This window comes from Hungatella sp. SB206 (assembly GCF_051132295.1).
Lineage (GTDB): Bacteria > Bacillota > Clostridia > Lachnospirales > Lachnospiraceae > Hungatella > Hungatella effluvii.
Map to the genome: position 1 here is coordinate 3958529 of NZ_CP096603.1, position 26840 is coordinate 3985368.

At 52.9% G+C, this 26840-nt stretch carries 23 protein-coding genes; all 23 read right to left on the minus strand.

Features of this window, described 5'->3' with window-relative positions; genetic code table 11:
• Window positions 1-88 precede the first annotated feature (88 nt).
• Window positions 89-1384 (minus strand): serine--tRNA ligase, encoded by a 1296-nt coding sequence (serS, locus tag M1L66_RS17375; protein ID WP_002603948.1) that lies wholly within the window; start codon window positions 1382-1384, stop codon window positions 89-91.
• A gap of 77 nt (window positions 1385-1461) precedes the next feature.
• A complete protein-coding gene (locus M1L66_RS17380) occupies window positions 1462-2301 on the minus strand; it encodes a pyridoxamine kinase (RefSeq protein ID WP_187022202.1) in 840 nt (279 codons plus the stop codon).
• Window positions 2301-2891 carry an ECF transporter S component gene (locus tag M1L66_RS17385; protein ID WP_002603946.1) on the minus strand — a complete coding sequence of 197 codons (591 nt, stop codon included), beginning with the start codon at window positions 2889-2891 and terminating at the stop codon, window positions 2301-2303. Before M1L66_RS17385 ends, M1L66_RS17380 begins: the two co-directional genes overlap by 1 nt.
• 169 nt (window positions 2892-3060) lie before the next feature.
• Window positions 3061-3708, minus strand: coding sequence for a thiamine diphosphokinase (locus M1L66_RS17390; protein WP_434687325.1), 648 nt, complete (start codon window positions 3706-3708; stop codon window positions 3061-3063).
• Window positions 3705-4364 (minus strand): ribulose-phosphate 3-epimerase, encoded by a 660-nt coding sequence (rpe, locus tag M1L66_RS17395; RefSeq protein ID WP_187021951.1) that lies wholly within the window; start codon window positions 4362-4364, stop codon window positions 3705-3707. Before rpe ends, M1L66_RS17390 begins: the two co-directional genes overlap by 4 nt.
• Before the next feature lies 1 nt (window position 4365).
• Window positions 4366-5241, minus strand: a complete 876-nt coding sequence (rsgA, locus tag M1L66_RS17400; protein ID WP_187021950.1) for a ribosome small subunit-dependent GTPase A — start codon at window positions 5239-5241, stop codon at window positions 4366-4368.
• 10 nt (window positions 5242-5251) lie between these two features.
• Complete coding sequence (gene pknB / locus M1L66_RS17405) at window positions 5252-7441, minus strand: Stk1 family PASTA domain-containing Ser/Thr kinase (RefSeq protein WP_434687328.1); 2190 nt, start codon at window positions 7439-7441, stop codon at window positions 5252-5254.
• A complete protein-coding gene (locus tag M1L66_RS17410; RefSeq protein WP_187021948.1) occupies window positions 7438-8181 on the minus strand; it encodes a Stp1/IreP family PP2C-type Ser/Thr phosphatase in 744 nt (247 codons plus the stop codon). Before M1L66_RS17410 ends, pknB begins: the two co-directional genes overlap by 4 nt.
• On the minus strand, window positions 8178-9239 hold the full coding sequence (gene rlmN / locus M1L66_RS17415) for a 23S rRNA (adenine(2503)-C(2))-methyltransferase RlmN (protein ID WP_320991814.1): 1062 nt from the start codon (window positions 9237-9239) through the stop codon (window positions 8178-8180). Before rlmN ends, M1L66_RS17410 begins: the two co-directional genes overlap by 4 nt.
• Complete coding sequence (gene rsmB, locus M1L66_RS17420; RefSeq protein ID WP_187021946.1) at window positions 9239-10573, minus strand: 16S rRNA (cytosine(967)-C(5))-methyltransferase RsmB; 1335 nt, start codon at window positions 10571-10573, stop codon at window positions 9239-9241. The genes rlmN and rsmB overlap by 1 nt, the downstream gene beginning before the upstream one ends.
• The gene (locus tag M1L66_RS17425) at window positions 10566-11282 is read right to left on the minus strand and encodes a zinc metallopeptidase (RefSeq protein ID WP_434687331.1); all 717 of its coding nucleotides are present in this window, start codon (window positions 11280-11282) and stop codon (window positions 10566-10568) included. Before M1L66_RS17425 ends, rsmB begins: the two co-directional genes overlap by 8 nt.
• A gap of 3 nt (window positions 11283-11285) precedes the next feature.
• Window positions 11286-12224 (minus strand): methionyl-tRNA formyltransferase, encoded by a 939-nt coding sequence (gene fmt / locus M1L66_RS17430; RefSeq protein WP_187021944.1) that lies wholly within the window; start codon window positions 12222-12224, stop codon window positions 11286-11288.
• Window position 12225: 1 nt separating this feature from the next.
• Window positions 12226-12720, minus strand: coding sequence for a peptide deformylase (gene def, locus M1L66_RS17435; protein ID WP_187021943.1), 495 nt, complete (start codon window positions 12718-12720; stop codon window positions 12226-12228).
• Between the two features lie 182 nt (window positions 12721-12902).
• Window positions 12903-15131, minus strand: coding sequence for a replication restart helicase PriA (priA, locus tag M1L66_RS17440; RefSeq protein ID WP_434687334.1), 2229 nt, complete (start codon window positions 15129-15131; stop codon window positions 12903-12905).
• A 203-nt stretch (window positions 15132-15334) separates the two neighbouring features.
• On the minus strand, window positions 15335-16198 hold the full coding sequence (locus M1L66_RS17445) for an NAD-dependent epimerase/dehydratase family protein (protein ID WP_434687336.1): 864 nt from the start codon (window positions 16196-16198) through the stop codon (window positions 15335-15337).
• Between the two features lie 18 nt (window positions 16199-16216).
• On the minus strand, window positions 16217-17080 hold the full coding sequence (locus tag M1L66_RS17450) for a cytosolic protein (protein ID WP_187021940.1): 864 nt from the start codon (window positions 17078-17080) through the stop codon (window positions 16217-16219).
• 86 nt (window positions 17081-17166) lie between these two features.
• Window positions 17167-17700, minus strand: a complete 534-nt coding sequence (locus M1L66_RS17455; RefSeq protein WP_055652858.1) for a cysteine hydrolase family protein — start codon at window positions 17698-17700, stop codon at window positions 17167-17169.
• Between the two features lie 23 nt (window positions 17701-17723).
• Window positions 17724-18731 carry a GNAT family N-acetyltransferase gene (locus tag M1L66_RS17460; RefSeq protein ID WP_434687339.1) on the minus strand — a complete coding sequence of 336 codons (1008 nt, stop codon included), beginning with the start codon at window positions 18729-18731 and terminating at the stop codon, window positions 17724-17726.
• A 62-nt stretch (window positions 18732-18793) separates the two neighbouring features.
• Window positions 18794-19183 carry a nuclear transport factor 2 family protein gene (locus M1L66_RS17465; protein WP_187021938.1) on the minus strand — a complete coding sequence of 130 codons (390 nt, stop codon included), beginning with the start codon at window positions 19181-19183 and terminating at the stop codon, window positions 18794-18796.
• Window positions 19184-19185: 2 nt separating this feature from the next.
• A complete protein-coding gene (locus tag M1L66_RS17470; RefSeq protein ID WP_187021937.1) occupies window positions 19186-20577 on the minus strand; it encodes a UDP-N-acetylmuramoyl-tripeptide--D-alanyl-D-alanine ligase in 1392 nt (463 codons plus the stop codon).
• A 125-nt stretch (window positions 20578-20702) separates the two neighbouring features.
• Window positions 20703-22172, minus strand: a complete 1470-nt coding sequence (locus M1L66_RS17475; RefSeq protein WP_434687341.1) for a UDP-N-acetylmuramoyl-L-alanyl-D-glutamate--2,6-diaminopimelate ligase — start codon at window positions 22170-22172, stop codon at window positions 20703-20705.
• Between the two features lie 10 nt (window positions 22173-22182).
• A complete protein-coding gene (locus tag M1L66_RS17480) occupies window positions 22183-23853 on the minus strand; it encodes a formate--tetrahydrofolate ligase (protein ID WP_434687343.1) in 1671 nt (556 codons plus the stop codon).
• A gap of 25 nt (window positions 23854-23878) precedes the next feature.
• Window positions 23879-26830, minus strand: a complete 2952-nt coding sequence (locus M1L66_RS17485) for a DNA translocase FtsK 4TM domain-containing protein (protein ID WP_434687345.1) — start codon at window positions 26828-26830, stop codon at window positions 23879-23881.
• Between the last annotated feature and the right edge of the window lie 10 nt (window positions 26831-26840).

The window sequence follows — 26840 nt, forward strand, 5'->3', positions numbered from 1 at the left end:
GCCATTTCCTTTAGGGTAACTATAAGAAACGCAGCCGGTGTGCGGTTCCGAAAACCGGCCACATCTGCTGCGTTATATCATGATCTCTTTACTTTTTATCCTTCGGAACAATCGCTTCCATTCCGCCCATATACGGTCTTAAAAGTTCCGGAATTCTTACGCTTCCGTCCGCCTGTAAGTTGTTCTCTAAAAATGCGATCAGCATTCTCGGCGGTGCCACTACCGTGTTGTTTAAGGTGTGGGCGAAATACTTTCTTCCGTCCTCCCCGTTGACACGGATCTTAAGCCTTCTGGCCTGGGCGTCGCCCAAGTTGGAACAGCTTCCCACCTCGAAGTACTTCTTCTGGCGCGGGGACCATGCTTCCACGTCCACGGACTTCACCTTTAAATCAGCGAGGTCACCGGAGCAGCACTCTAAAGTTCTGACCGGAATATCCAGGGAACGGAATAAATCCACCGTGTTCTGCCATAACTTATCGTACCATTCCATGCTCTCCTCCGGCTTGCAGACAACGATCATCTCCTGCTTCTCAAACTGATGGATGCGGTAGACGCCGCGCTCCTCCAGGCCATGGGCGCCCTTCTCCTTGCGGAAGCACGGAGAATAGCTGGTAAGTGTCTTCGGAAGGGATTCCTCCGGAATAATGGTATCAATAAACTTTCCGATCATGGAATGCTCGCTGGTACCGATAAGGTATAAATCCTCACCCTCGATCTTATACATCATGGCGTCCATCTCAGCAAAGCTCATAACGCCGGTCACTACCTCGCTGCGGATCATGAACGGCGGTACACAGTACGTAAAGCCGCGGTCGATCATGAAGTCACGTGCATAGGAGATTACGGAGGAGTGAAGTCTTGCAATATCACCCATTAGATAGTAGAAACCGTTGCCCGCTACCTTTCTGGCACTGTCCAAATCGATTCCGTCAAAGCGCTCCATGATGTCGGTGTGATACGGTATCTCGAAATCCGGTACCACCGGTTCGCCATATCTCTGCACTTCCACGTTCTCGCTGTCGTCTTTTCCAATCGGTACACTGGGATCAATGATGTTCGGGATGGTCATCATGATCTTTTTGATCTTCTCGTCCAGTTCCCGTTCTTTCTCCTCCAGCTCTGCCAGATGGTCGGAAGCCGCTGTCACCTGCTTCTTAAGCTCTTCGGCCTCTTCTCTCTTTCCCTGGCCCATCAGCCCGCCAATCTGCTTGGAAAGTTTATTACGTTCCGCTCTGAGCGCATCGCCTTCCTGCTTTGCGGCGCGGTTTAACTCGTCCAGTTCAATAACCTCATCCACCAGCGGCAGCTTGTTATCCTGAAATTTATTCCTGATATTCTGTTTTACAGCCTCAGGATTTTCTCTTACAAACTTTAAATCTAACATGGTATTCCTCCTGGTTTCTCCTCAATATGATAATCTGCCGTTGATTATACTACAAATTACAGTGAAAGAAAAGCCCCTTATTTCCATTTTATCAATTCCGACAGCACTTCCTCAAAGCATACCCCGTTCTGAACCGGAACATTTAACTCCTCCGATTTTAGAATACAGCGCTTTACAAACCGTGCCGCCTTCTTCGCCGCATCGGTCAGCGAAGCGCCTTTTACCGCCTCCGCCGCCACGATGGCCGAGAACACATCCCCTGTGCCCGGCCGTTCCCGTCCGACCCGCATCGAACGGCAGAACGCGCCTTCCTTCCCACGCTCTGCGATGACATTGGTCAGATACGCACCTTCCTTCACTCCCGTTATGATGACTCCGGAAGGTCCCATCTCCCGGATCTCCTCCGCCATCGCTAAAAGCTCCGTCCTGTGCCAGCCTTCGTCCCGATATTTTCGCCCCGTCAGAATGCATGCCTCGGTCAGATTTGGCGTAACGATATCTCCCAGGCACACCAGCTCCTTCATGCGGCTGCACATGGCCGGCGTGTAGGTCTGATACGCCTTTCCGTGATCTCCCATGATCGGATCGATTACCACCAGCGTATCCTTTCCCTGAAACTGCCGGATCATGGACATGACAATCCCGATCTGTGCCTCCGAACCGAGAAAGCCGCTGAAAATACCGTCGAACTCCAGCCCCAGTTCCGTCCATTTTTCTAAATAAAGCCCCATCTTATCCGTATAATCGTCAAAGAAATACACCGGAAATCCGGTGTGATTAGAGAGAATGGAGGTGGGAACCGGACAGCACTGAACCTTCAGCGCCGACAAAATGGGAATAGCCACTGTCAGCGAACAGCGGCCATATCCCGATAAATCATTGATTACTGCAATTTTTTTCTGATGTCTTTCTGATATCATATCCGTAAAATTCCTCCCATTCCCGACCGGAGAAGCGCGTTCCGCAGCGGCATGTAGATGACGACGGAAGCGATGGCCGACGTCACCGCGTTGATGGTGGTCGAGGTCACATTCCATACGAGCGCCAACTCCGCAGCCGGTTTTCCCAGGATCAGCAGCTTGTAGTAGTATCCCACAAGCGGATCGAAAATAACATTGAAAAGCAGTCCGCCAACAGAAGCGATCAGGACCCATTTGAAAATGTGTTTCTGATCATGGGATTCATTGATCTTTCCTATTCTGTGAGCAAGGAAACCGGTAATCAGGCCGATACACAGCTTCAAAATAAAAGTCTTAGGCGCATAGACCACATACACCGGATCGAATAAGTCGCCGATCGTCATACCGATGGCTCCGCCCAGGCCACCGTATACGCCGCCCAGTAAAAGCGCTCCCAGCACACAGACCGCATTCCCCAAATGAATGGAAGTCGCGTCTCCTCCCGGAAGCGTAATTTTAAACTGCAGGAACGTGAAGACCACGTACGACATGGCCGCGAATAATCCGGTCATGGCAATTTTGCTGATTTTACTGTCTGTTCTGTTCATTTCTTTTTCCTCCCTTGATGCCAATGCTTTCTTGTCCCCTATCTTAGCATGAGGGTGGAGTGATATAAATATCCAGTTTTGTTTTTTTAGGCCATACCAGTTTAGTAATTACAGTTCACGGTTTCACGGGCCTCCGCTTTCCGGTCTGTGGTACCGTGAACTGCAACGCTTAGTCGTGAGACTCCACGCAGATCAGCACCCCATCCCAGAATGTGATAGTCCCCGTCTCCGCCTCCAGTTCGTTGCTGATACAGAGGCTGGTACCGATCCGGATATCCCGGTTAGTCAGGGGATACTTGAAGCCTTTCAGCGTAATCCCGTGTACCTCTTCTGTAAGAGGAAGGAATGAAATATATTTCCCCCAGACCTCGCCGGAGCGGTAAGTCTTTCCCTGGTCCAAAATGTAGAGCCGGTTCTTCTCATCAACGATGGAAGCCTTCACGCCTTTTTGCAGGCACGCGTACAGCAGATGGATATTGCCGATGGAGTGGTCCAGCCTGCCGCCGGCGGCGCCCAGGAGAACCATATCGCTGACGCCGGCCTCCATGGCGGTGCGGAGAGCGAGCTCCGTATCGGTCTCATCCTTTTCCGGCTGGTGCTGTTCGAAGGTTATGCCCTCTATCGCCCGGTATTCCTCCAGAAGCTCGCCCTTCACCGTATCGAAATCACCGACAATGGCATCCGGCCTGATATCCAGCTGTTTTACAGCCGCCAGGCCGCCATCCACTGCGATCACCATGTCAAATGTCTTGTCCTTTAAAAAAGCACCGGCGAATGTACAGTCTATGCTTCCGCCGGTGATAATAAGGCCCGTCATTCCTGTTCCTCAAATATCTTCAAAAATGCCTTCGTGTTCGCCGTCACATCCCCTTTAAAGATCGCGGAACCAGCGACAAAGACGTTGGCCCCCGCCTCCATCAACTCCCGCACATTATCACACGTTACGCCGCCATCCACTTCAATATCCGTGGACAGCCCCCGCATGTTGCATTTTTCTCTTAAAGCGCGGATCTTTTCCAGCGTATAAGGAATGAACTTCTGTCCGCCGAATCCCGGATTCACGGTCATGAGCAGCACCATGTCCACCTGGTCGAGGATGCAGTCCAGCACGTCGACAGGCGTAGCCGGATTCAGCACGACTCCGGCCTTCAAACCGGCCTCCTTAATCTGGTTCACCGTGCGGTCCAAATGGGTACACGCCTCCACATGAACGCTGATGATGTCGGCTCCCGCTTCTTTCATGGCATCGATATAACGGCCTGGCTCCCTAACCATCATATGGACATCAAATACCTTATCCGTACAGCTTCTCAAGCTGGCTATCACAGGCATGCCGAAGGATATGCTGGGAACGAAGTCGCCATCCATCACATCAAGATGAATGTACTGTGCTCCCGCGTCCGCGGCCTCACATACCTGCTGCTCCAAATGTTTAAAATCTGCTCCCAAGATGGAAGGTGCTAATAGGAACATATCAATATCTCCTTTTATCTTTTAATTCCTGGTACAAAAGCTTGTAATTGTCATAACGGCTTTCGCTTATCTCCCCCTGGCGCACGGCCTCCTTGACTCCGCAGACCGGCTCGCCCACATGGACGCAGCCTAAGAACTTACAGTCTTCCTCGTAAGCCGCAAACTCAGGAAAGTAATCCTTTAAGTTTCCGCACTCCAGTTCCTCTAAGTACATGGAGCTGAAGCCCGGGGTGTCCATCATGTACGTGTCCTTCCCGATGGCAAACAGCTCGCTGTGCCTCGTCGTATGCTTTCCTCTCTGGATCTTCTCGCTGATCTTTCCAGTCTCCATGCCTGCCTCCGGAAAAAGGATATTCGTGATGGAAGATTTCCCGACGCCCGAAGGGCCTGCCAGAACCGTTGTCTTTCCCTCTGTCAGCTCCCGAACCGCTTCCAGCCCTCTGTTTTCGTAGGTGCTTGTAAAGTAGACGGGATAGCCCGCCGAGGAATAGATATTCCCCAGACGTTCCCTCTCCTCGTCTCCCGTTAAATCCGTCTTATTAAAACAGATTTTCACTGGAACATCCTGTACCTCCATCATCACGAGGAAGCGGTCCAGAAGGTTTAAGTTGGGCTCCGGATGGGTGATGGAGAAGATCACCAGCGCCTGATCGACATTGGCCACAGCAGGCCGGACCAGCTCGTTTTTGCGTGGAAGGATCTTGTCGATGTTGCCTTCCTTCTCCGCCTCGCTCAACACGGTAAATTCCACATTATCCCCTACCAGAGGTTTAATCTTTTTATTGCGGAACACGCCCTTTGCCTTGCATTCATAGACGTCTGTTCCATTATCCACATAATAAAAACCTGCAATTCCTTTTATAATTTTTCCTGTCATACAATAGCCCTTATGACTGTGGAATGGGAACAAACGTAACCGGATAGGAATTGATTACTTCTCCCGTGTCCACATTGACAATCTGCACTTCACCGCTGGTCACGCCATAGGCGCCCTCAATGTTCTTGAAGACGACCGGAAGCTGCTGGTCTCCCGTGATCGTCACCGGCCCCATCAGATCCCTGACCTCGTCTTTTCCGTTTACCGTCTGCTTCAGCTGGATCTTTATATTCAGCTGGGTACTGGCGGATCCCGGTCCTATTAAATTCTGGAGCGGATACGATTTCTCGATGGATGCCAGGTACTTGTATTTGGCCTGTTCCGCCGATCCGCTGCTGACCACGTAATCGATGGCCGTTCCGCCCTCTACCTGGGTACCTGGCGCGATGGTCTGACGAATGATGGTGCCTGCCGGCACATCTTCCGAGGTTTCCTTCGTTACCGTTCCGGAAACCAGGCCCAGATCAGCCAGCATCTCCTCTCCGACCTCTTCCCCTTTGCCTGTAATATCAGGAACCGTTACCGGATTAGTCAGTGCCGGGCCTGTGCTGGCGATCACGCTGATCACAGCCCCTTCCTTTGCTTTATCCGGGCTGTAGCTGATGATCTTGCCAGACTCTACCGTATCGCTGCTCTGGTTCTGCACATTCACGACAAAGCCTTTGCCCTCCAGAAGCGATTTGGCCGCCTCCGCTGTAAGGGAATCCAGGCCCAGGGTGGTTAAATCAATCTCTGGATGCTCCGGTCCGTTGCTGATGACCACGGATACAGCCGAGTACTTATCTACAATCTCTCCCGCTTTCGGAGTCTGGGTAATGACATCTCCCTTTTTCACGGTATCAGAGAACTCATAATCGCCGATCTTCATGTCCAGACCGCCGTTCTCACGAAGCTTCTGCCGCGCAATGTCTTCCGCCAGTCCCTCGACCTCCGGCATGGTGGTCTGTTTATCACCCAGAGTCGTCTCCTCCGGTATCGTAGTCTCCACAGTGGTCTCCGTCTCCTTGGGTGTTCCGGAACGGAACAGCCCGCCAAGTCTGGTAACCAGGAAGATAAGGACGATGACGATAAGAACCGCCACCACGATGCCCGCTGCCGTCAGAAGCTTTTCGATTCCCGGATTGATCTCCTCATCCGGTTCCCGCCGCTTCGTTCTTCCCGACGGGCCTCCGGCGGTTCCGGTATTCCGGCTGCTCCTGTGCTCCGGCTGGCGTTCCCGCACCGGTTCATTGCCATAGCGGCTGTTCCGGTTCTGCTGCGGTTCCGGCTGATTCCTGCGGCCGGAGCCGGAACGGATCTGCTCCAGCTCCGGCGCTCCGATGATCACCGTCTGGGATGTATCCATAGACGGAGCCGACGCCTGCACAAAATTCTCATCGGGCGTCACAAGGGCGCGGCGCAAGTCGGCGATCACCTCCTGCATGCTCCCGTACCGGTACTCCGGCTTCTTCTCCGTACATTTTAAAATGATGTTCTCAAAACCGACCGGAATCTCCTGATTGTAGTAGCTGGGCGGTGTAATCGGGTCTTCTAAGTGCGCCAGAGCCACCGTGACGGTGTTCTCCCCTTCAAAGGGCACCCGTCCGGCCGCCATCTCGTACATGGTGATACCCAGTGAATAGATATCGCTGCGGGCGTCGCTGTATCCGCCTCTCGCCTGTTCCGGTGAAATGTAATGAACCGATCCCATAGCCGTAGCGCTGAGCGTCTGAGTGGACGCGGCGCGGGCGATCCCGAAATCCGCTACCTTCACCTTTCCATCCCGCGCGATAATGATATTCTGCGGCTTGATATCCCGGTGAACGATTCCCTGCTCATGGGCGGCTGCGATCCCCTGCGCCACCTGGATTGCGATCCCGATGGCCTCCTTGCTGTCGAGGCAGCCCTTTTTCAGGATGTAATTCTTAAGAGTGATGCCCTCGATCAGCTCCATAACGATATAATGAAGAGTTCCCTCATCCACGACATCATATACGTTTACAATGTTCGGATGGGACAGTCTGGCCGCAGCCTGGGCTTCCATCTTAAACTTGCTCACAAATCCGCTGTCTGAACTGAATTCCTCCTTCAGTACCTTAATGGCAACCTGCCGTTTCAGCTTATGGCACAGGGCCTTGTACACATCTGACATCCCGCCGGAACCGATCTTATCCAGTATTTCATATCTGTCCTGTAAAAATGTCCCTGGTCTCAAAATCATAAGCTTACCTCCCTGCCAATCTGCGGATCAACGAGTACCACTGCTATATTGTCCTTACCGCCATTGTCATTGGCTACCGTGATCAACTTCTCCGCTTTTTCCTCCAGCTCCAGATCAGAGCCGACAATCTCCTCCATCTCCACGTCCTCCAGCATATTGCTGAGTCCGTCGGAACACATGAGAATAAAGTCTCCCGGCTCCAGTCCTACCTCGAAGAAATCGACCAGCAGCTTATCTTCTGTCCCAACTGCTCTCGTAATGATATTCTTTTTATCCTTATAATCCTTGCTTCCGCGCTCCAGACGCCCCAGGGAAACCAGTTCCTCCACATAGGAATGGTCTCTCGTCACCTGTCTGATCCTGTCTCTCACGAGATAGAGGCGGCTGTCTCCCACATTGGCCACATAGAGGGTATTCTCATCGGCCACTGCAGCCACCAGAGTCGTTCCCATACCGGAAAGTTCCGGTTTTTCCTTCGACTCCTGGTATAGCTGCGTGTTGACCTTTAATATGCCCTCCCGCAGAAGCGGAACAATCTGGGAATTTTCCGTATACTGAAGATACGTCACCAGATTCTCTACAATATATCTGGAGGCATAGTCTCCGGCCTGATGACCGCCCATCCCATCCGCAACCACGAATAAGTTCGGCAGGCTCCCGACCGGCTCCACGCTGGCATATACGTAATCCTGATTGGCCGTACGCACTCTTCCCGTATCCGTCAATGCACAAGCTTTCATAGCGTCTTCTCACTCCCTTTTTGTTCCTGACATAAAAAACTCTTTCTAAGCTGGCCGCAGGCACCATGGATGTCCCGGCCCATTTCCCTTCTTATAGTAACATTAATTCCATTTTTTTCAAGCAGATTTTTAAATGCCTCTATGGCCTTCCTGTCCGACTGCACGTAATCCCGTTCCTTGATGGGATTCACCGGAATTAAGTTCACGTGGCCCTGCTGGTCCTTGATCAGTGCCGCCAGCGCCGCCGCTTCCTGCAGATTATCATTGACACCGGAAACGAGACTGTACTCAAAGGTCAGCCGTCTTCCCGTCTTCTCAAAATATGTATGACAGGCTTCCAGCACATCGTTCAGCTTATAGCGGTTCGCCACAGGCATCAGAGTCTTTCTCACCTCATCATCCGGCGCGTGGAGCGAGAGGGCCAGGGTGATGGCGAGCCCCTCATCAGCCAGCTTAAGGATTCCCGGAACAATGCCGCAGGTGGACAGTGTAATGTTTCGCTGGCTGATGTTCAGCCCATGCTCATCTGTCAGCAGGCGGATAAACTTCACTACATTGTCATAGTTATCCATAGGCTCTCCCGAACCCATGATCACCACGTTGGATATCCGCTCCCCTGTGAGATACTGAATCCGGTAGATCTGGTCCAGCATCTCCGCCGGCCTTAAATTCCGTTCCAGGCCATCCAGAGTGGAGGCGCAGAACCGGCAGCCCATACGGCAGCCGACCTGGGAGGAAATACATACGGAATTGCCGTGTTTATACCTCATTAAGACGCTCTCGATGATATTGCCGTCTGAAAGGCCGAATAAATACTTTCTCGTCCCGTCAATGGCGGATATTTTCTCGTCCACAGTCTGAAGCGACGTATAGTCACACGTCTCCTTCAACCGCTCCTTGAGGGACTTCGGAAGATTCGTCATCTCCTCATATCCGGGGGCCAGCTTTTTGTGCATCCACTCGTAGAGCTGTTTTGCCCGGAACGCCTTCTCGCCGGAGGCTGTGATAAACGCCGTAAGTTCTTCTAAATTCAAAGATTTAATATCTGTCTTTTCCATTATCCTAATTTTTTCTGAAATGCTGCGATGAAAAATCCATCACACGGGTGAATTCCCGGTAAGAGCTGGATATTCCCGGACCTCAAAGAAGCCGCATTCAGTGTTTCTCCTAACTTTCCTTCTAAATTCATGGCGTCAAACGGATAATTCTCCAGAAACCACGCCGCATTCTCTTCATTTTCTTGACCGTCGATGGTACAGGTGCTGTAAATCAGCTTTCCTCCTGGCTTCACGTAAGACTGAACCACAGAGAGGATCTCCCGCTGCAGAGCTGCCAGCTCCTCCATCTGTTCCATCGTCATCCGGTACTTGATATCCGGTTTCCTGCCTATGATCCCAAGCCCGGAGCACGGCAGATCGGCCAGAACAATGTCTGCCCTGCCTTCCCACGCCGGATCAGGAACAAGAGCGTCGTGCACCTCGGCACGGATGTTGGTAAAGCCCGACCGGGCGATATTATCTTCAATAAGGGCCACCTTCTGCTCCGTCAAATCACGGACGATTACCATTCCGGTTCCCTTCAGTTTATCCGCGACGTGAAGGCTCTTTCCGCCGGGAGCGCCGCAGACATCGAGGCAGAGATCGCCTTCCTTCGGGTCCGCGATCTCTCCCACAAAGCTGGAGCTCATATCCTGAACTGAAATCAGGCCTTCAGCAAACGCGTCAAGGCTCTCTAAATAATCGTACTTCGATAAATAAAGTACCGCTGCAGACAGCGGCGTCTCCTCCACCGTAACACCCTGGTTTTTCAGACTTTCCATAATCTCCTGCTTCGAAGCCCGGTTCAAATTGCAGCGAACCGCCGTCCTGCTGGGCTTTAAGAAGGCTTTTACCATGGAAACCGCCGTTTCCTCTCCGTATGTATCCTTCCACATATCCAGAATCCAGGAAGGCATGGAGTATCGGACAGAATCATCCGGCCATTTTAGTTGTTCTTTATTTCTGGAAATGTTGCGCAGAACGCCGTTGACAAAGCCCTTTAATCCGGTGAATTTCCGTTTCTGCGCCAGCTTTACCGCCTCGTTGCAGACAGCGGAGTCCGGCACACGGTCCATATAGAGAATCTGATAAACGGACATCCGCAGCAGAGTGCGGATGACCGGTTTCATCTTTTTTACTTTTACGCTGGAGTAAGAATTAATGACGTAATCCAGCTGAAGGGTGTATTCCACAGTACCTTCCACGGTGCGGGAGATAAAGGCCCGCTCCTGTTTGTCAAGATACTGGTATTTGCTCAGCGCCTGGCCCAGCACGATATGACTGTAACCGCCCTTTTCCAGGATCTCGAGCAGTATATCCAGGATGATTTCCCGGCTGCTGTTTCCGTTAGTCATTGTCTCTGCGTCCTCCAAATAGAATCACGAGACGGAGCAGCTGGAGCACGGAAGCAGCCAGCGCGGCCACGTACGTGAGCGCCGCAGCGCCCAGCACCTTTCTCGTCTGATTTACTTCCTGGCCGCCAAGTATACCGACCTGGTCGAGCAGCGTGATCGCTCTCCTGGAGGCATTGAGCTCCACAGGAAGGGTGATGAGCTGGAAAATAACGGCCAGTGAAAAGAGAATCAGGCCGATATTCACGAGAGGCGATCCCATACCACCGATCAGCACACCGATAATAATTAGCGGAAATGCCGCCTGGGAGCCGATATTGGCCACCGGAACGATCGCTCCGCGCAGCTTTAGGGGAACGTATCCCACGTTGTCCTGCATGGCATGGCCGCACTCGTGAGCCGCCACGCCGATTGCCGCCACGGAGGTAGAATGGAATACCGACTCCGATAAATTAACGGTCTTCGTCCTCGGATCGTAATGGTCTGTCAGCTGTCCCTTTACGGGACGGACGGTCACATCGTAGATACCCTGTGAGTTTAAGAGGCGCTTTGCCGCGTCCTCCCCTGTCATTCCCGTAATGCTCCTGACCTTTGAATATTTGTTGAATGTGCTGTTCACCTTTGCGGATGCTGCCATAGACAGAACCGCACCTATAATTACAAGAATCCATGTGGGATCAAAATAATATCCCATTAAACCGCCATAATACATAAATCAGATACTCCTTTCGAAAACGGTTCCTTCTGCAATCTGGTATCCGCGCAGAAACGCGCCGGTATCCATACGCTTCTTTCCCTGAAGCTGCAGTTCCTTCACCGCAAGTGTTCCCTTTCCTGTTTTTACATACAGACAGTCTTTTCCTGTTTTCACAACCTGGCCGCAGGCTCCCTCATACTCTTCTTCCAGTGCATCGGCCTCCCAGAGCTTGATCGTCTTTCCTTCCCAGCTTGTGTAAGCACTGGGCCACGGGTTTAATCCGCGGATCAGACGCTCGATGGAAGCCGCATCCTGATTCCAGTCGATATCTCCCATGGATTTCTTAAGCATTCCAAAGTAAGTCATCTTTTCTTCGTCCTGCACAGTCCGCACGGCGGTTCCGTCTTCCAGCTTCTTCAGCGTTTTTATAATCAGACGTCCTCCGATCGCGCTCAGCTTATCGTGGAGACTTCCGCCCGTCTCTTTCTCATCGAGAGCAACGGACTCCTGATCCAGGATATCTCCCGTATCCAGTGTCGGCGCCATCATCATGGTGGTGATTCCGCTGACGGATTCCCCGTTGATCACCGCGAACTGAATCGGAGCTGCGCCGCGGTACTTGGGAAGCAGGGAGGCGTGGATGTTCACACAGCCATATTTTGGAATATCGAGGATGGTCTTTGGAAGAAGCTGGCCGAAGGCCGCCACAACCATGGCGTCTGGATTCATCTCCTTAAGGAGGCTTACGAATTCAGGATCTCTCGCCTTCACCGGCTGGTAAACGGGAATTCCATACTCTAAAGCCTTTTCTTTAACGGGAGTCATCTGGACTAATTTCCCACGTCCTTTTGGCTTATCCGGCTGGGTCACCACCGCAATCACATCATGGCCCGCTTCCACCAGCGCGGTTAGGGCTGGTACGGAAAAGTCGGGCGTTCCCATAAATACGATTCGCATTTTATTCTTCACCTTCCTCTGACTCGTCTTCTTCCTGGTCTACGTCGGTCAACTCGCCCTCCACCTTGTCGACGAAGAGATCGCCGCTTAAATGGTCGCATTCGTGGCAGATGGCACGCGCCAGGAGACCTTCTCCAACCAGTTCGAATTCCTTCATCTCGCAGTCATATGCTTTTACCTTTACGTGGTCGGGGCGGGTGACGACACCGGATTTGCCCGGTACGCTTAGGCAGCCTTCGCTGCCTGTCTGGCTTCCGCTCGTCTCGATGATGGTTGGGTTGATGAGTACGTACTGGTTACCGTCTTCTACGTCGATTACTACAATCTGCTTCAGTACGCCTACCTGGGGGGCGGCAAGGCCTACGCCACAGGCTTCGTACATGGTTTCGAACATGTCGTCGATTAAGTCCTGGATGCGCGGTGTTATTTCTTTTACTGGTTTGCAGTGTTTTCTTAAGATGTCGTCTCCGATTGTTCTTATTTTTCTGATTGCCATTGTTGTTTATCCTCTCATTTCTGTATATAGTTTGATTGTGCATCCCATTACTCCGCAGTGCACCACCTCACGTCCGCTGCGCTCTCGTTCGGTGACGGGCTTCGCCCTATAAAAAGTGTCACTAAGATATTTTCTTATGTGCAAGCACAACGAAAATATCTTAATGCCACTTTTTGCACTGCTCATGAAAGATCATACTGTACCACAACCCCTTTAAATAACTCTTGATTTTCCTTTTGGAAGCAGTCGATATTATCCCTGATTTTAATTAGTATATCATAATTTTCCTGTTTCAAATATAAAATTTTTCTATATATATCATTAATTTTGTAAACGGATGCGTCTACAGGCCCTATCATCTGGACTTTTTCCTCGTCTGCCTGGGGCGTTATATGGGCTGCGAGGCGGTCCGCTGCCTCCACCAACACTGCTTCTGATTTCGATGCCATCTGCACGGTGAACAGCACATTGACCGGCGGATACTTCATCAGACGGCGATAGGCCATCTCCTGATGGTAGAATGTTTCATAATCCTGCCCCGCGGCCGTGACAATGCTGTAGTGCTCCGGATTGTATGTTTGAATAATGACATCACCATGCCTCGCGTCACGCCCTGCACGGCCTGCGGCCTGGGTGAGCAGCTGAAAGGTCCGCTCCGCAGCCCGGTAATCCGGCGTGTACAGCGATAAATCAGCCGCCAGCACTCCCACCAGGGTGACATCGGGAAAGTCGTGGCCCTTTACGATCATCTGGGTTCCGATCAGAATATCGGCGTCCCCTTCCGCAAAGGCCGACAGGATCTCCTCATGGCCGCCCTTTTTTGAAGTCGTATCGAGATCCATGCGCAAGACCCTGGCCTGCGGAAACATCTTCTTTGCCATCATCTCAATTTTCTGGGTCCCTACTCCGAAATTGGCGATGTAAGGAGAACCGCAGCTGGGACATTTATCCGGCATGGGAATCGAATAGCCGCAGTAATGGCACACCAGGCGGTTGTCCTTATGAAGCGTCAGCGTCACATCACAGTGGGGACACTTGATGGCCTCCCCACAGGAACGGCAGGACACAAAGTTGGCATAGCCCCTCCTGTTGATGAACATCATGATCTGTTCCTTTTTCTCCAGGCGGTCACCGATCATCTGCTGAAGCCGTCTGCTGAAAATGGACTTATTCCCAGCCTTCAACTCTTCCCGCAGATCCACGACAGCCACATCGGCCAGCCTGCTGTCCGCCTTGGCTCTGGTATGCAGGCTGAACAGCCGGTATTCACCGCGAAGCGCCTTCGTATACGCCTCCAGAGAGGGCGTCGCCGATCCCAGAACCACGGAAGCGTTCTGCATCTGCGCCCGTTTTACCGCCACCTCCCTCGCATGGTACCGCGGCACTACCTCGCTCTTATAGGCGCCTTCATGCTCTTCGTCTATGATAATCAGTCCCAGCCTGGAAAACGGGGTAAACAACGCGGAGCGCGGACCAATCATAATATCAATATCTCCGCCTCTGGCCCGCTCAAACTGATCGTACCGTTCCCCTGCCGACAATCTGGAATTGATGATGGAAACCCGGTTTCCGAACCGGCCGTAGAATCGCATGACCGTCTGGTAGGTAAGAGCGATCTCGGGAATAAGGACGATAACCTGCTTTCCCTCACTTATGACTCTGGAAATCATCTCCATATAGACCTCGGTCTTGCCGCTTCCGGTAATGCCGTGGATTAGATATGTCTCCCGTTTTCCCGCTTCATAATCCTCGCAGAATGCATCTGCAATCGCCTGCTGCTCCCCGTTTAAGTCTACAGCCTTCACTCTGCTGCCCGCGTCCTTTACGGGATTCCGGAAGATTTCCTCCGATTCCAACGCCACATAGCCTTTTTCAATCACTGGCTTTAAGGTTGCCGCTGATAAGTTCATCTGGCCTGACGCCACCTCATACGGAATCAAAGGGTTCTCCTTCAATGCCTTGAAGAGCCGCACTCTCGCCTTATAGCTTTTTTTCTCCGCCTCCGCCGTCACCGCCTCCAGCTGTTCTTCCGGGATCAGGAGGCGCAGGACCTTCTTCTCCTTCGGCTTCACCTTCTGTTTCACCGGGAGCACCGTCTTTAATGCCTGGTTCATGGTGGAACCGTACTGTTCCTTCAGCCACCACGCCAGCATAATCAGCTGTGACTCCGCGGAAACACTGCCTTCCACGATACCGGCGATCTCTTTTATCTTATCCGCATCATAATCCGCGTGGTCCGTGATGCCGACCACATAGCCCTTTCTCAGAGAATTTCCCTTTCCAAACGGAATCTTCACCAGAACGCCTACGGAAATCCGGTCCTCAAGCTGGGGCGGGATTCTGTAATCAAAGGTGCGGTCCACTTTCTCATGAGAAATATCGATGATGATCTGGGCAAATCGTTTTGTCATTGCGTCAACTTCCTGTCTTCTTAATTTTGGCAGCCCTTCAGACGGCTGCCGCGTTTGTAATGATTCAGCCGTGCGGCAGTCTGCACATCCGAAATGCTGCCGTTTCGAAATGAAATGACCCGACTTAGGCGCATCATATCGAAGCAAGTCGGGTTTGTACGTTACTAATTATAGGATTCTAAGGAAGAAAAGTCAACGCCGGATTACCCTTCCATCTCCCCATAGAAGTCCAGAAGCCGATAAATCCAGGTGTCAAGGCCGGAAAAATGATACCCTGCGCCTTCCGCCTTCTCCGTATTTATGGAAAATCCCGGAAATCCATTGTAAGGGGCTTCTTCCCCATCCGGGGACAGGACTGCCTTCTTCCCCGTCTTTTCTTCCAAATAGCGGATGATCTCTCCGACGGTGATCGTCCCCGACGCAGCCGCATTCACAGGGTCTTCTAGGGATGAATCGGCCAGAAACGCCAGGAAACGTCCGCATTCCTCCGCTGAAACGAAGCTTACGGGACAGTTTTCATTTTCCACCTGCATGGCAATCCCCTTCGCCGTATGGGCAGCGTAAAACCGGAGACGTTCCGTGTAATCATCCCTTCCAAGAACCACGGGGAAACGCACCATCACGGACTCCTGTTTCGGAAATGCCTGCACCAAAGCCGCTTCCGCCTGCCTCTTTCCCGTTCCGTAATCGAATGCACTCCGCCCACCCCAGATGAGCGTTTCCTGGTACGGATCATAATCCGTCTCTCTCGTATTTTCCTTCAGTTCATAAACCGAGATGGAGGAAACCATGATATACCGCCTGCACCGGACTGTCTCAAGCGCAGTTTTCACGTCATTGGAGCAGTAGGCCAGATCATCATATACCACATCGAATTCTCTGCCGGAAAATGCGGCGCGCATGGATTCCTCCCGGATGCGGTCCACCCGGATTTCTTCCACCGGGGCGATAAAGCGCGGTTTTGCATTTCCCCGGGTCGCCACGGCAACCTCATGCCCCTGTAATAGCAGTGTATTCACCAGATGAACTCCGAAAAAACGTGTGCCGCCAAGAACCAGTATCTTCATAATTTCATGTTTCCCTTCTTAACCGCATATATCTTCGTAAAGGTTATCATAGCGGCGGTGAACCGGCAGCTTTTCTCCGATATTCCACAGAAATCTGCCTTCCAGCGAGTAAGCATCTATGTTATTTTCCTCCCGATCCATAAGGACAAGGACTTCCTCTTCCAGCCGCCGCATATCCAGCGCCTCCCCTTCGATTTCGAACGAAAAAGCACCGCTGCTGCCCCCATCTTCCAGAAACTGCGGCTCCAGCCGGATTCTGGAATGGTCCGGCTCTTTTGCCGGTTCGATGCGGTATAAGTATTTGGAATCCGAATACTCCCTCGATTCACTGATCTCAATGATACGGCTGATCTGGTAGTCGTACTCCCAGTGGGGACGCGCAAACCAGCGGTTCAGCAGTTCGATATACCGCTCGGCGCACTGTGCGAAAAACGCCCAGTCCACAGCCGGCGCCAGCCACTCCAGAGCCTTTCCGAACCACAGTCTGCGGTAGTCGTACCGGCAGTGGTACTTCCAGAAGGCCTCTTCCTGCTCTGAGACCTTCACCACCCATTCATACGCCTTTTTTTCAATTATAAAAGCCAGAAAGCGGTTTTTCGCCGCCTCCGCCTCTTCTTCCAGGATCGTGATAGAGCTGGAGCCCCGGTCGCCGCAGGAAACCATAAAGTATCCGTAGTCACGGTGATATCCGCAGGCCTGCCGGTACGGCTCAGACTCAGTGTAAGTCTCCGCCTTTGCCCCGCATCCGGAAGCGTCCAGTTCCTGGTTCAGCAGCGCTAAGAAGGAGGCCCAGATCTTCTGCTCCTCCGAGCGCCCCTTCCTCTGTTTTTTCACGGAAAATGCAGAATCATACAGCAGTTCTGCAAGTGTCTGTTCTTCCATCTCTTCCTTCCCATCCTGTCATTATTATTTCCGCGGCCAGTGAGCTTGGCGGGCATGCCGGCTTGTCCATCCGGCGGCTGCCGCGGTCAGCAGCCCAGCAGACCCAGCACCGCTTCCGCAGGCATCAGATCGGCAAATCGGCCGGCCCAGATTTTCTCTTCATAAAACCTCACAGTAGCTTCTCCGGACATGAACTCGTTGTCATACGTGGTCGTGGCGCCTGTCGGTATCACCACGCCGTACCCCAGTTCGAAAGCGGCCTTACAGGTGGCATCGATGCAGTATTCCGTCTGCATACCCATGAGAATCAGGTCGGTAATCTGTTTTTCCTTTAAATACTCCTCCAAATCAGTCTCCAGGAACGCACTGTTGAAGCTCTTATCAAAAATCCGTTCTCCCGTTTTCGGTTCCACCGCCTCATGAATCTTCCAGCCTTCCGTTCCGCTCTCCAGCTCGTCTCCTGCACCGCCGTCGTGTCTGACATAGATAATTTCAGTTCCGGCCTTCCGCGCGCTATCCGCCAGATTCTCCAGTTCCTGTAAAAACTCCTCTTCCCTGTATGGATGTGCCTCCACCAGTGCTTTCTGTACATCAACAATCAATACGGCCATTTTCCCCATATTATTTTCTCCTTTCCTGTGTCTCAGAATTTATTTCCGCCCAGAAGCTCCATCTCATCCCGCATCGCAGTGAATCCGAAGGCTTCATAAAGCGGCCGGCCCGCAGCAGTAGCTTCCAGCGTGACAACATCAATCTGCCTCATCTCTGCTTCCGCCGTCAGCAGCTCCAGCACCCTGTGCGCAATCCCCCGCCGTCTGTAGTCCGGACGGGTGTACATGTTCATAATATACGCCTTTTTCCCGGAAGGATTATGGTAAGTGGGCATCACCTGGTAAAAGCTGACGGCTCCCGTTCCAACCACCTCTTCCCCGTCAAAGACCAGCCATGCGGCGTGACTGTCTTCCGGAAAACACGTCTCGTAATAGCGGCGTGATTCCAGCTCTGTCCGGGACAGATCCACGTCTTCCTCAAGGCCATTGGCGGCGCGCAGCACCTCCAGCCGCAGCCTGGTCAGAAGCTCTCTGTCATGGCTTCCCGCCCTTCTGTACAGAAGACTTTCCGTCTTTTCCGCACAGATCATCTTTTTCCCGGAGATCAGCCGCTCCTCCGGCACCTTCGCACTGCTGTCACGGCCCTGTTCTCCGCCCTGCTCCTCCGCTGCCGCGGCCTGGCGCAGATGTTGAAAAAGCAATGGCTGAATCTCCGGATAGGTCCAGTTATCCGGCGGCTTCTCGAAACACTCAATTTTTTCCATCTCAAACGCGGGAGGAAGCTGGTCAAAACGGCTGATCTCCGCATAAAACAGCATTCCCAAGGATTTCGCCTGCTTCTCTCCGGACTGCGCCTGGTCAGTCACAGAATACACAGAAACCGGAACCATCCGGTACTCCGCGGCTCCCGTTTCCTCGTACAGCTCCCGCACCGCTGCGGCTTCTATCGTCTCTCCCGCTTCCCGGTGTCCGCCTGGGAACTCCCATGTGCTGCGCTCTTTATGCTTGCAGAGTACCCACCGGCCCTGATATTTCGCAGCGATTACTGCAAACTGAAGCAGCTCGTCATCTGCCTTTTCATAAAATGCCACCTGTTTCATATCATGCCGCCTTTATCAGATTTTTCCTCTTCCAGTTCCCGGTATTACCGTTCCGGCTGTGCTCACCGGTTCCCATCAATCGGCCGGCCTAATTTTTTCTCCAGCCGCCATCCGGGAGCCGGACCGTCGTCTCCCCAGTATTCCTCCAGGGATGCGATTTTCTCCCCATCGAACCGGTAAAAGGAGACTGCGTGAAAGGAAGTTCCGTCTTCCGTGCACCAGACTCTGGCGGCGGTAACCGCGGTATCCTCCTTCTGCACCATACGTTCTATGTTTCCTTCCCAGCGGCCCGGATATTCACAGTTCGCCCGGATATATTCCGAAACTGTAAACTGCTCGTTGGTGCAGTGCCACCGGATCACGGCATCTTCCCGGAACCACCGCTTCAATCCGGCCTCATTCTGCTTGATCACATCCTGAAAAAATTGTCTGATCACTGCCTCTCTGTCCATATCTATACTCCGTTTTCCGTTGTCTGTTTTTCCAAAAATACAGCTGCCACTTTTCCCAGCTCCATGCTGTTGGAGCCTTTAAAAAGCACCGTATCCCCTTCTCTGAGTTCCGTTTTCAGCCATTGGGTCAAGGACTCCCGGTCCATAAACTCATAGACGCGGATCCCGGGCGCCTGTTCCCTGACGCCGCGCGCAATTTCCCTGGCCAGTTCTCCGAGAACAGCCAGCTTATCGACGGGATTTTCTGCGATATAAGTCCCGATTTCATAGTGGAACTGCGGTGAATCCGGCCCCAGCTCCTTCATATCCGCCAGGACAGCCACCCGGGCTCTCGAACCTTCGATGGAATTTAATACCTCCAGGCCGGCCTTCATGGATACCGGGCTGGCATTATAGGTATCATCAATGATCGTCATGCCGCCCACATGGTAAATCTGCTGCCGGTTCTTAAATCCGGTAAATTCCGCCAGCCGCTCCGCAGCGTCCCTCATCGGAATTCCGCAGACGGAGGCCACCGCCAGCGACACCATGGCGTTTGCCACGTTATGGCTTCCCATCACCTTTAAACGGACAGGTACACGCTCTTCCCCGCATACCGCGGTAAATACCGGATAGCCGTTCTCCAGATGGACATCGACTGCGCGGTAATGACAGTTTTCTCCGGTTCCGTAGTAGATGGTTTGGAACCCTTCTCTCGCCGTCGTCTTCTTTAAGAGATCGTCGTCTCCGTTCAGGAACAGAATCCCATGCTCCGTCAGACCGTCCTGAATGCTCAGCTTCTCCCGGTAGATATTTCCCCGGGATCCCAGCTGTTCGATGTGGGTGATTCCGATATTGGTGATAACCGCCATCTGAATCTGGGCGATGTTCGCAATGATCGTCAGTTCTCCCGGTTCACTCATCCCCAGCTCGATCACGCCGATCTCGTCCTGACTGGAGATCTCCGTCATGGTGATCGGAACGCCGACCTGGCTGTTGTGATTCGCCGGGGTCTTGTAGACACGGTATTTAGCAGACAGGGCGCAGGCCACCATCTCCCTCGTCGTCGTCTTGCCGACACTGCCGGTGATTCCCACCAGAGGAAGATTCAGGCGGCGTCTGTACCAGGCGCCCAGGGCCTGCAATGCCCTCTTTGTATCAGCCACACGGATCCATGGCCGATTATCATCCATCACGTCATGTTCACTCGTAAATGTCGCCGCCGCGCCGTTATCAAACGCCTGCCCGATAAAGCGGTGGGCATCCACCTTTTCTCCCACCAGGGGAACGAATAAATCATTTCCTTTCATAGTCCGGGAATCGATGCTTAAATGGTCCAGCGGCGTATCCGCACTGCCGCAGAGCAGACTTCCTCCTGTGGCCTCCAGAATTTCCTTAACCGTGATATGTTCCATCTTCCTGTCTTCCTTCCTGTCTTTACTTAGAGTGTGCCTGAATCTGGCATACCCCAGCAAATGCCGGAAGGGATCACCACTTCCGGCATCTTTTTTTCATTACTCTATTCACTATTTTCATCACTCTATTCGCTTTTTTCCAATTCTGCCGCGATCTCCAGCACCACTTCCCGGTCGGAAAAATGGTGGCGGACGCCGTTCACTTCCTGATAATCCTCATGACCCTTGCCAATGACCGCAATCATATCTCCCGGTCTGGCGTGGATCATGCTGTAGGCGATCGCTTCACGCCGGTCCGGAATCTCAATGAAGTCACCGCCGGTCTTTTCGATTGAGGAGCGGATATCCGCGATGATATCCTCGGTCTTCTCAAATCTGGAATTATCGGCTGTCAATATGGAGAAGTCGGCCAGCCTTCCGGCGCTGTCTCCCATGGAGTACCGTCTGTCCTTCGAGCGATTTCCCCCGCATCCGAACACGCAGACAAGCCTTGCCGGGTGATACTCACGCAGCGTTTCCAAAAGGCTCTCCATGCTGACCGCATTGTGGGCATAGTCCACAATCACCGTGCACTTCTTCGACGCATACACGATCTCCATGCGCCCGTTGACGTTCAAATGCTCCAGCGCATGGCGCACATTTTCCTTGGGAAGATCTAAAAAGCTGCATACGCTGATGGCTGCCAGCGCGTTATATACATTGAATCTGCCGGGTATATTCACCCGGGCCTCCAGCGCATACCGCCCCGCCACATCGAATTCAAGCCCCACAAATTCCGGCTCGCTCACGTAGTGAATCTGCTTTGCCATGAAATCCGCTTCCTGCTCCAGGCTGAAGGAGGTCAGTTCGCAGGAGGCATCTTTGATAATCTCGTGGTAATGCTCGTCATCCCGGTTCACAATGCCGATCCGGCAGCGGTCCAGCAGCTGTGATTTATAATATAAATATTCATTAAAATCTGCGTGTTCATCCGGTCCGATATGATCCGGGGAAATGTTGGTGAACAGGCCGTAATCAAAACGGATGCCATCCACACGGTGCATCTTGAACGCCTGGGATGATACCTCCATCACCATATATTCACATCCGGCCTGCGCCATGCGTTCAAAGCTCTCAAAAAGCTGGTAGGATTCCGGCGTTGTGTTCATGGTAGGCGTCACCTCACTGCCGATCACAATACCGGTCGTGCCGATCATGCCCACCTTCTTCCCACAGCTTTCCAGAATCGCCTTTATCATATGGGTCGTTGTCGTCTTCCCCTTCGTCCCCGTCACCCCGATGGTGATCATCTTCTCCTGCGGATAGCCGAACCGGGCGGCGGACAGGTGCGCCAGCGCCTCCCTGGAACTATGTACACGGATCGCGGTTACACCGGCGGGAATCTCGGCCTGGCGTTCCACCACCAGAACCCTTACCCCCGCCTTCACCACCTCCGGAATAAACTCGTGGGAATCGACCTTCGTTCCCTTTGTGCACACAAACACCACATGCTCCCTGGCTTTCCTGGAATCATAGATGACATCCTCCACTTCGATGTCCAAATCCCCAGAAATTACGTCATATTCCAGCTCTTCAAGCCACTCTCTGAATTTCATAGATCCTCCATCAGAATAATCCGGTGATTACTCCGTCGTTATTTACATCAATATTATTAGCCGCCGGTACCTTTGGAAGCCCCGGCATGGTCATGATTGCTCCGGTCAGCACTACCACGAAGCCGGCGCCTGCCGATACATAGGCGTCTCTCACATTAATTTCAAAACCGCTTGGACGGCCTAATTTCGTCTGGTCATCCGATAAGGAATACTGGGTCTTCGCCATGCAGACAGGAAGTCCGCAAAATCCCATATCCTCTATCTTTTTTAACGCCTTCGAAGCCGCCGGTGCATAGGACACGCCGTCCGCTCCGTAGATTTCCTTCGCTACGGCTGCGATCTTCTCCTTTAATCCGGCTTCGTCCGGATACAGCGGTTTGTAGTGGCTCTCCTTGTTTTCCAATGTATAGAGCACCTTCTCCGCAAGGGCGATACCGCCCTCTCCGCCCTTTTCCCATACCTCGGAAAGTGCGAACTCACAGCCTCTGTCCTCACAGAATTTCTTCACAAACTGGTATTCCGCTTCGGTATCCGTGATGAAGGAATTGAGGGTCACGATAACCGGCACATCGTACTTCTGCATGTTTTCGATGTGCTTCTCCAGGTTCACGATTCCTCTTGCAAGAGCCTCTAAATTCTCTTCCTTCAGCTGATCCTTCGGAACGCCTCCGTTATACTTGAGAGCCCTGACCGTAGCCACCAGCACGATGGCATCCGGCTTTAAGCCCGCCATACGGCATTTGATATCCAGGAATTTCTCTGCGCCCAAATCCGCGCCGAAGCCCGCCTCCGTCACGACGATATCGGCCAGCTTTAAGGCCGTCTTCGTGGCGCGCACACTGTTGCAGCCGTGAGCGATATTGGCAAACGGGCCGCCGTGTACGATCGCTCCCGTGTGCTCCAGAGTCTGGATCAGATTCGGCTTTAAGGCGTCCTTCAGCAGGGCGGCCATGGCGCCCACCGCGTTTAACTGGGCGGCCGTCACCGGCTCTCCCGCATAATTATATGCGACAATAATTCTTCCTAATCGTTCTTTTAAGTCGTTCATATCATCGGCCAGACATAAGATCGCCATGATCTCAGATGCGACGGTGATAACAAAATGGTCTTCCCTCACGAATCCGTCCGCTTTCGCGCCCAAACCCACTACCACATTTCTTAAGGCGCGGTCGTTCATGTCGAGGCAGCGTTTCCACAGAATCTGACGGGTATCGATTCCCAGAGCATTGCCCTGATGGATGTGATTGTCCAGAAGCGCGGCTAATAAGTTATTCGCCGAGGTGATAGCGTGGAAATCTCCGGTAAAATGAAGGTTTAAGTCCTCCATCGGCACAACCTGTGCGTATCCGCCGCCGGCAGCGCCGCCTTTGATGCCGAAGCACGGTCCTAAGGACGGCTCACGCAGCGCGATGATGGCCTTTTTGTCCATCTTTCCAAACGCTTCGCCCAGTCCGACCGTGGTCGTGGTCTTTCCTTCTCCGGCCGGAGTCGGGTTGATGGCTGTAACCAGAACCAATTTTCCATCCGGTCTGTCCTTCACCTCTTCCCAGAGCTCATCGGTCAGTTTTGCCTTGTACTTGCCATAAAGTTCCAGATCCTCCTCACTGATTCCGTAGGAAGCCGCCACCTCCTTAATCGGAATCATCGCTGCCTCCTGTGCGATCTCAATATCTGTTTTCATCTGTGAATGTCCTCCTTCTATGTAATTAATAACCCTGTTCCAGCAATTCCTCAAATTCCTCTGCACTCATCAGCACTTTTCTGGGCTTCGTGCCCTCCTCTTCACCGACCACGCCGGCCTCCGCCAGCTGGTCCATAATGCGGGCCGCCCGGTTGAATCCGATCTTGAACATCCTCTGAAGCATTCCGATGGATGCCTTATCCTTTTCAATAATAAATTTACCTGCCTGAACGAAATATTCATCCCGGTCATTACCGCCGCCCTTTGCGTCGCCGGCCGCCGGTGCTGATGCAATCTGATTCTCTACTTCCGGGTTGTAATTCGCCGTCATTCCCTGTTCTGTCAGGAAATCCACGACAGCAGAGACCTCCGCATCCGATACAAAGGCGCCCTGCACACGCACAGGCTTCGGACAGCCGGATGGATAGAACAGCATATCGCCCTTTCCAAGAAGCTTCTCCGCCCCGTTCATGTCGATGATCGTCCTTGAATCCACGCCGGAAGAAACGGCAAATGCGATTCTGGAAGGCACGTTGGCCTTGATCAGGCCGGTGATGACGTTAACCGACGGACGCTGGGTCGCGATTACCAGATGTATCCCCGCGGCTCGCGCAAGCTGGGCCAGACGGCAGACGGAATCCTCCACCTCGCCCGGTGCAACCATCATCAGATCCGCAAGCTCGTCGATGATGATGATGATCTGCGGCATCTTCTTCGGTTTGTTTTCATCCTCTATATCTTTAATATTCTCAACCTTCGCATTATATCCCTTTAAATCCCGGACATTATACTGGGCAAATTTCTTATAGCGGTCATCCATCTCGGCCACCGCCCAGTTAAGCGCTCCTGAGGCCTTCTTCGGATCCGTGACCACAGGGAGAAGGAGGTGCGGAATACCGTTGTAGACGCTTAACTCCACCACCTTCGGATCCACCATGATCAGCTTGACGTCCTCGGGGTCCGCCTTATAGATAATACTCATAATCAGGGTGTTGATACAGACGGACTTACCGGAACCGGTAGCGCCTGCGATCAGTAAATGGGGCATCTTTCCGATATCGGTTACCACGACCTGGCCGCCGATGTCCTTGCCCACTGCAAAGGCAATCCTGGACGCGTGATTCTTAAACTCCTCCGCCTCCAGAATATCCCTTAAGTATACCATGTTGTTCTCTTTGTTCGGCACCTCGATGCCGACCGCCGATTTCCCCGGAATCGGGGCCTCGATGCGGATATCCGCGGCCGCCAGACTCAGCTTGATGTCGTCGGCCAGTCCCACGATCCGGCTCACCTTCACGCCCTGCTCCGGATGGAGCTCATACCGCGTGACAGAGGGACCGCAGCTGATATTGGTCACAGTTACGCCCACACCAAAATTCTGCAGTGTCTGCTGCAGCTTGATAGCGGTTTCCCGGTATTCCTTATCAGAGAACGGGCCGGAGCTCTTTCCTTTTTTCAGAAGTGTGACAGGCGGGAAGACGTACTCCTTCTTCACCACTTCCTCCTTCTGTTTGATCTCCTGGACCACGCTGAGATCTCCTGCTTCCTCTTTCTCTTTCTCGGCCTTCTCGGCCTTCTTTTTTTCGACCTTCTTCTGAAGCGCTTCTGTATCGGTCTCGATCACCTTGCCGGAAGCGGTAACGACGCGTTTCGGTTCCTCCGGTATGGAGAAGGTGTCGCTGTAATTAACGCCCTTGTCGTCCTCGTCGGTGGGATACAGCTCTTCCCGGGCGACCTCCATCTCTTCCAGCGTCTTCGTTTCTTTTTTAACAAACAATGTCTCCGACGTTCCGTAATCGTCAGACTCGTCAAATGCCCCGGCGTCACTTTCTGCCGAACGCAGGTGGGCGGTACTCTCCCAAAGGTCTTCCGTCACAAACGGAACGGCGTCATCGGCATCGAATGGAACGGAATCCTCACTGGCAGAATAGACGTGCGGCAGATCCGCATCCACTGCCTGAGCAGCCGTCTGGAACGCGCCGGCTGCTCCCGTGTTTTCGCCGCGCTTTCGTTCCTCTGCTGCGGCTTCCGCCTCACCCGGCTTCGGGAAAATGCTGCCGCGGAAAATATCCGCCGGATTCGGCCGTACCTCCGGAGCCGCATTCTTCCTGTTCTCCGTCACTTCCACGGCAGACACTGCGGCAAGCCGCCTTGCGTGGACATCGATGTCCTCTTCCGCCTCCGCGCTGTATGCGGCCTCGTCTTCCATATCATAGTCGTACTCTTCCGGCGCCTCCAGCTTCGTCGCATCTAAATTAACGCCCCGCAGCTTCTGCTCCTCGCGGATTCTCCGCCGTTCCTCCTTGCGTTCCGCATGGATCTCTCTCTGAATATCCATGTTTTCCTTGGCATGGTGGTATGCCTTGCCGCTGCCGCTCTTTACGAGGTTCACAAAGGATTTCTCTGTAATGCATACCGCGGAGATGATAATCAGCACCAGGATCACCAGATAAGCGCCCACGGTTCCGATAATGGAGATCAGGCCTTCCGCCAGAAGGCCGCCGATCAGCCCGCCGCCCTTTCCGCTGGCCGCGGCTGTCACGTAGATATCCATAATCTTTCCGCCGGCGCCCAGCCTTGTCCCAAACAGGAGCTCGCCGAGTCCGCAGAGCGAAATAAGCGCCAGGATCACCGCCGCCAGTTTAAATGTTGCTCTGGGATTTCCCCGGTTGGAGATATAAAAGCACGTTCCGGCAAACATCAGGACCGGCGCCACATATCCGATTCCTCCGAATATACCCAATTGCAGACTGCGAAGGAAATCTCCCACCACTCCGCACAGATGGAAATTGCTCAAAAAAAGAATGGCCGCAGCCGCAAATGATATGATGATGATAACTTCTGACCGGATAAATTCTGGTTCTGGTTCCGCCGCTTTCCGCCTGCTTGTCGTATTTTTCGGTCTTCCGACCTTCCCGTTAGTACCTTTTTTTGCTGTCGTCTTGGATGTTGTCTTCTTCTTTGTTGTCTCAGGCACAATACTTCCC